We start from the raw sequence: 5839 nt of genomic DNA on the forward strand, positions 1-5839 counted from the left end.
ACTCGTCGCAGCGGTAGCGCCTCAGCACGTAGGGGTAGAAGTTGGCCGCGAGGAAGATGCCCACGATGTAGCCCGAGGTGTTGAGGGTGGATCGCGCCACCTCGCGGAACACCTTCCAGTTCAGCTTGCGGGCAAACAGCGCCAGCAGCGTCGCGCCGAGTGCGCCGAGCCCCGAGGCTTCGGTCGGTGTCGCGAGGCCCACGAAGATCGAGCCCAGCACCAGCAGGATCAGGAACATCGGCGGCACCACGGCGACCAGCACTTCCTTGACCTCGTGCCAGCCGATCCGTGAGGTGCGCGCGGGTGCAGGCATCGCGTCGGGCGAGATGAAGCCGTAGATCACGATGAAGATGATGTAGAGCGCCCCGAGGATCAGGCCCGGGAACAGCGCCCCCATGAACAGGTCGCCCAGCGAGATGGCCAGCTGATCCGACATGATCACCAGCATGATCGAGGGCGGGATCAGGATGCCAAGCGTGCCAGCCGAGGCGATGGTGCCGGTGGCGATGGGCTTGGAGTAGTTCTGCGCCATCATCGCCGGCAGCGCCATCACGCCCAAGAGCGTCACAGAGGCGCCGATCACGCCGGTCGAGGCGGCAAGGATGATGCCGATCAGCAGCACGGTCAGCGACAGGCCGCCGCGCAGCCCACCGAAGAGCTTCTGCATGGCGTGCATCATGCGCTGCGCCACGCCCGACTGGTCGAGCATCAGGCCCATGTAGATGAACATCGGCAGCGCCACGAGCACCGGGTTCTTGATGGTGTTGCCGAAGATCCGGCCCGACAGCGCCTGCAGCTTGCGATAGTCGATGCCGGTGCGGTCGAAGGCCATGATCTCGCCCCAGAAGCGGCGATAGGGATCAAGCCCGATCTCGGCGATGAGCACGAAGATGAGGCTCACGCCCACCAGCGCGAAGGCCACCGGGATGCCTCGGAACAGCATCCAGATGAAGGTGGCGAACATCGCCGCGACGGCGATCTCGTTTACGGTCAGCCACTCCATGTCAGGCGTCCTTGCGGTCGAAGAGGCGCGCCACGACGATGGCGACCACGGTCAGAAGGAGGGCGAGCAGGATGGTCCAGCGCATCTCGTGCTGGCCGAATTCCCATTCGCCGAAGATCGGCAGGCGGCTTACGTCGCGGGCGCTCATCTCGGGATCGCGGGTGGCATAGGCCACGCCGAAGATCGCGTAGTAGCAGGCGAGGTTGATGGCATAGGCCACGGAGGGAAAGGCGAAGAGCAGCTGCTTCCACAGTGCCGGCCGGGTCAGCATGCCAAGCAGGCGCACATAGGTCGCCCACACCGCGATGGCGATGAACACGAAGGCGATGTTCATGAAGCCCTTCATGATCCACAGATTGTGCAGCCCGTTGGGGCTGTCCGAGCCCTCGTCGGCGCGGATCGAGGTCAGCGCGTAGTCGAGCGTCACGTCCCAGCACAGGATGACGAAGGGCAGAAACAGCCAGACCAGCCCGAGGATGTCGGTGCGGATGCGCTTCCGCTTCTCGAAATTGTCGTAGAAGATATCGACGCGCACGTGGCTGTTGGTGGTCACGGCATAGCCGATCCCCATCAGCACGGCGGCGCCGTAGAGCCACCATTGCAGATCGTCGAGCCAGGCCTGGTTGTGGCCCATCTGGCGCAGCACCACCTGACAGCAGATCGCGATCATCAGGATCGGAAACAGCCAGGCGGCCAGGTTCGAGACCTGGATGACGAAACGGTCGCCACGATTATGGTCTGCGCGCCCGATCTCTCCCGGATCGGAGATCGCGGCCACGACCTCGGTTTGCTCGGACATCGAGCCTGCCTCCCTCAAGCATGAGTGGCCGGGGCAGAGATGCCGCCCCGGCCTTGGTCTTTATGGATGAAATCCGGCTTACTTGTCGGCGACCGAGGTGTACGGGCGCGGCAGGTAGATGTTGTTCGACCAGAGCTTGTAGTCCTGGCGGAACTGCTGCAGGTCGTCCCAGACTTCCTTGAAGAACGGATCCTCGGCGGCGAGCTCACCGGCAACCTCGAGCCAGGCGCTCTCGAACTGCTGAAGCTGCTCTTCGTTCCAGTTCTTGATCTGGACGCCGTGCTGCTCGACGTTTTCCTTCATCGCCGGGAAGTTCTTGGCTTCGCCCTCGGCGAAGTTGTCGGCGAGGTTGGCCATGCAGGCGATCTCGATCTGGTTCTGGGCGATCTCGTCCAGCGATTCCCAGCGGTCCTTGTTGATCAGCAACTCGAACATGGTCGAGGGCTGGTGCCAGCCGGGGAAGTAGTTGTATTTCGCGATGTTGTAGAAGCCGAGATTGGCGTCCACCAGCGGCATCGAGAACTCGGTCGCGTCGATCGCGCCGCGCTCGAGCGCCGGGAAGATGTCGCCGCCCGCAAGCAGCGAGGTCGACACGCCAAGCTTTTGCATGACTTCCGCGCCGAGGCCGAAGAAGCGCATGTTGAGGCCCTGCAGGTCCTCCATCGAGTTGATTTCCTTCTTGAACCAGCCCGAGGTTTCCGGCGCGTACATGCCGCAGAGGATGACCTTCACGTTGTAGCCGTTGTCATCGTACATCTGCTGGAAGTACTTCATGCCGTCGTCATACAGCATCCATGCCAGCATCTCGCCCGGCTCGGGGCCGAAGGGCACGGCGGCGAAGAGGCCGGCGGCGTTCATCTTGCCCTGCCAGTAGCCGGAGGTCGAATAGGCCGCGTCGACCGAGCCGTTCGAGGTCGCGTCGAGCATCTCGAGCGCCGGCACCAGCTCACCGGGGTTGAAGTGCTCGAACTCCACCTCGGTCGAGATCGAGTTGATCTTGTCGACGAAGTTGACCGACGCCGTGCCGAGGATCGGCAGGTTGTTGGCGTAGCCGCTGGTCATCTCGAACAGTTCCTGCGCCGAACCGGCACCGGTCATGACAAAAGAGGCCGCTACCGCGGCCGCGAAGGTCTTCTTCATGGGTATCCTCCCTGTAATTCCGTCGCCCTCTCCCGGGGGCGTGCGGCAGTCTCCATCTGCCGGGATCAAACGCTAACGGACGCGTGATGCGGTGTGAATACCCAATACTGCGGAGATGCGCGGAATTGCATGTGTGCAACCGCAGCATTGCCCGGCGGGGCTTGGTTCTGCGCCTGCGGTCTCTGGCCTGCACCGCTGAAATGACGTTGCGTCCTTTTGTCAGGCCCGGCGGGACGGCCAAAGTTCTGACCGCCCGGGGCTTGCGGGCCGCTGCCGGAATCCCGTTATCTGGTCGGACGGCAGGTTACGAAGGGCAGGGCGATGCACGCAGTCGCGGATACGGATCGTCTGGTGGCGGACGGGGTGATCACACCCGCACAGGCGGCGCAGATCGAGGCGCGGGCGCGCGAGGCGATGATCGGGCTGGCGGTGAACGCGGTGCTGGTCTTCGGCATCCTCGCGGCCACCGGAGGGCTGATCCTGTGGCTCGCGAGCCCGCTCGCCGTGGCGATCGGCGGCTCGCTGACCTTTCTCTGCGGCCTGCTGGTGCTGCTGCGCGGCGGCGCGATGCTGCGCATGTTCGGCAATGCCGCGACGCTGATCGGGGCCGGCATGCTGCTTGGCGGCGGCGCGGTCGAACTGCTCGACAAGCATCCCGAGATGGCCGGCGGGCTGATGGTGGTGGCGGGCGCCGTGATCGCCGTGCTGGGGGCGCTGACGCTGCGCCGGGCGGGCGAGGTGGCCCGCTTCGTGACCGCCGCGATCCTGCTCATGGGGCTGGCGCTGCATCTTGGCGGGCTTGCCTACCTGATGGGCCGCAACGAGGTCTCGGGCTTTCCGATCACCGTTTACTACCTCTACACCGCCGCGATGCTCGCCTGGGGTGGCTGGCGCGTTGACGTGCGCCTGATCACGGCGCTGGCCATCGTGCCCTACGCGCAGATGCTCGACACCTCGACCTTCTACTTCCACGCGGCCTACGTGTTCTATTCCCCGGAACCCACGCTCTCGATCCTGCAGATGGCGCTTCTGATCGCGGGTTGCCTGTGGCTGGCGGCGCGCGCGCCCGAACGGCTGGCGCGGCACGCGCGGGTGCTGATGGTGCTGGGTTTCGTGGTCGCCAATCTTTGCGCTCTGGTGGGCTCCCTCTGGGGCGACGTGGTGGGCGAACAGATCTGGGGGCCGGGGCCCTATCGCCTCGGCGAGACGAGCTGGGAAGAGTTCAACGCCGCGCGCGAGGCGTTCCGGGCGTCGACGCTGGTGATCTCGCACCACGTCTTCACGGTGCTTTGGGCGCTGGCGCTGATCGCGATGCTGGTCTGGGCCGGGCTGCACAACCAGCGCGGGCTGTTCAACGCGGCGCTGACCTTCGCCGCGATCCACGCCTATACCCAGTTGTTCGAGAGCTTCTACGACGAGCCGCTGGCCTATGTCGTTGCCGGGCTCGCCGCGATTCCGCTGGCCTGGGGCACCTGGCGGCTGAACCTCTGGCTCAGGGACCGGGCCGCGCCTCCGCTTTCGCCGCCCGCCGGGCCATGACGGCGGCGGCGAGATCGATGGTCTCGCGCTCGAGCGCCTTGAGCGCGGCCTCGCAGGCGGGCGCGTCCTGCGCCTCGAGCGCGTCGGCCACCGCGCCGTGCAGCGCCACGATGCGGGCCCGGTCGCGGGCGGTGAAGGTGATCATGTTCATCAGCGGCTGCATCGCCTCGACCGCGCCGGCCAGCTGGTAGGACAGCACCGGATTCTGCGCCGCATCGACCAGCGCGCGGTGAAAGGCGACGTCGGAGGCGCAGAAATCCTCGTCGCTGAGCGTGGCATCGGACTGCCGCGCCAGTTCCTCGCGCATGATGCTCAGGTGCTGCGCCTCGCGCCGGGCGCAGGCCAGCGGCGCGCAGGCGCGCTCCATGGCGAAGCGGGCCTCGCAGGCGGTCTCGAAGGCGATGGCGTTCATCGACAGGAGCAGCGTCGAGGTGGTGATCTGCTGGCCATGCGCCGCCTCGTAGGAGAGGTGGTTGACGAAGGCCCCGCCGGTGGCGCCGCGCTGGGTGCGGATCAACGACTGCGCCGCCAGCCGCTTCAGCGCCTCGCGCACCGTCGGGCGCGACACGCCGTATTGCTCGGCGAGCTCGGCCTCGGAGGGCAGACGGTCGCCGACGAGCAATCTGCCCGCCACAATGGCATCGCGAAGGGCGCTGGCGATCTCGGTGGAGCGATCGGTCTTCGGGGTGCTTGCAGGCGACATGAGGGGCTGTTTAATTGTCAGACAATTGGCTGTCCAGCGCCGAGTCGTCACCTTGGCGTCTGGCGTGACATAAAGAAGGAGCCGGCTGAGATGCTGTCCCCGGACTATGTGTTAAGCATGGCGCGCTACAACGCGTGGCAGAACCGCCAGATGAAGGGGGCGCTCGAGGCGCTGCCCGAGGCCGAGCTGCGCCGCGATCGCGGCGCGTTCTTCGGCTCGGTCTTTGCCACGGTCAATCACCTGCTCTGGGCCGACGCGATGTGGATGAGCCGGGTTTCGGACTGGCCCAAACCCGAGGTCGGCATCGACGGCAGCACCGATCTGGTGCCGACGCTGTCGGTCTGGGGCGCCGAGCGCTTCCGGGCGGATGCGCGGATCCTGCTCTGGTCCGAGGGGCTGGGGGCGGTGGATCTGACCGGCGACCTGCGCTGGTATTCCGGCGCCACGGGGCGCGAACTGGTGCGGCCGCTGGGGCAGTGCCTTGCCCATATGTTCAACCACCAGACCCATCACCGCGGACAGGTCCACGCCATGGTGACGGCGGCGGGCGGCGCGGGCTGGGTCAGCGATCTCGCCTTCATGCCGGGCGAGGGGCCCTGGCTGTGAGGTTCGGGAAAGGGGGGGGGGGGGGGGGGCGGCGGCCCCCCGGGGGGGG

6 protein-coding genes are annotated in these 5839 nt (G+C 66.3%); 2 read left to right on the forward strand and 4 right to left on the reverse strand.

Going from position 1 to position 5839, the window contains the following annotated elements:
- The 3 genes from AC6RA4_RS22760 to AC6RA4_RS22770 form a co-directional block, all read right to left on the reverse strand.
- Nucleotides 1-1003: TRAP transporter large permease (locus AC6RA4_RS22760; protein WP_500164190.1), on the reverse strand; the 1003-nt coding region annotated here is incomplete at its 3' end.
- Between the two features lies 1 nt (nucleotide 1004).
- The gene (locus AC6RA4_RS22765) at nucleotides 1005-1802 is read right to left on the reverse strand and encodes a TRAP transporter small permease subunit (protein ID WP_500164192.1); all 798 of its coding nucleotides are present in this window, start codon (nucleotides 1800-1802) and stop codon (nucleotides 1005-1007) included.
- A 78-nt stretch (nucleotides 1803-1880) separates the two neighbouring features.
- Entirely contained in the window at nucleotides 1881-2942 is a 1062-nt protein-coding gene (locus AC6RA4_RS22770; RefSeq protein WP_500164194.1) for a TRAP transporter substrate-binding protein, read from the reverse strand.
- Nucleotides 2943-3263: 321 nt separating this feature from the next.
- Between AC6RA4_RS22770 and AC6RA4_RS22775 the strand changes: the two genes are divergently transcribed.
- Nucleotides 3264-4481 (forward strand): hypothetical protein, encoded by a 1218-nt coding sequence (locus AC6RA4_RS22775; RefSeq protein WP_500164195.1) that lies wholly within the window; start codon nucleotides 3264-3266, stop codon nucleotides 4479-4481.
- Here the strand turns inward: AC6RA4_RS22775 and AC6RA4_RS22780 are convergent.
- On the reverse strand, nucleotides 4435-5184 hold the full coding sequence (locus AC6RA4_RS22780) for a FadR/GntR family transcriptional regulator (RefSeq protein ID WP_500164197.1): 750 nt from the start codon (nucleotides 5182-5184) through the stop codon (nucleotides 4435-4437). The two genes, AC6RA4_RS22775 and AC6RA4_RS22780, sit on opposite strands and share 47 nt — an antisense overlap.
- A 90-nt stretch (nucleotides 5185-5274) precedes the next feature.
- On the opposite strand from AC6RA4_RS22780, the gene AC6RA4_RS22785 reads away from it, so the two are divergent.
- Complete coding sequence (locus AC6RA4_RS22785) at nucleotides 5275-5790, forward strand: DinB family protein (RefSeq protein ID WP_500164198.1); 516 nt, start codon at nucleotides 5275-5277, stop codon at nucleotides 5788-5790.
- The last annotated feature ends 49 nt before the right edge of the window (nucleotides 5791-5839 follow it).

Source organism: Salipiger sp. (assembly GCF_059781815.1).

Coding starts and splice junctions, on each gene's coding strand:
- AC6RA4_RS22765 (WP_500164192.1), bottom strand. CDS start 1,802: ATGTCCGAGCAAACCGAGGTCGTGGCCGCGATCTCCGATCCGGGAGAG.
- AC6RA4_RS22770 (WP_500164194.1), bottom strand. CDS start 2,942: ATGAAGAAGACCTTCGCGGCCGCGGTAGCGGCCTCTTTTGTCATGACC.
- AC6RA4_RS22775 (WP_500164195.1), top strand. CDS start 3,264: ATGCACGCAGTCGCGGATACGGATCGTCTGGTGGCGGACGGGGTGATC.
- AC6RA4_RS22780 (WP_500164197.1), bottom strand. CDS start 5,184: ATGTCGCCTGCAAGCACCCCGAAGACCGATCGCTCCACCGAGATCGCC.
- AC6RA4_RS22785 (WP_500164198.1), top strand. CDS start 5,275: ATGCTGTCCCCGGACTATGTGTTAAGCATGGCGCGCTACAACGCGTGG.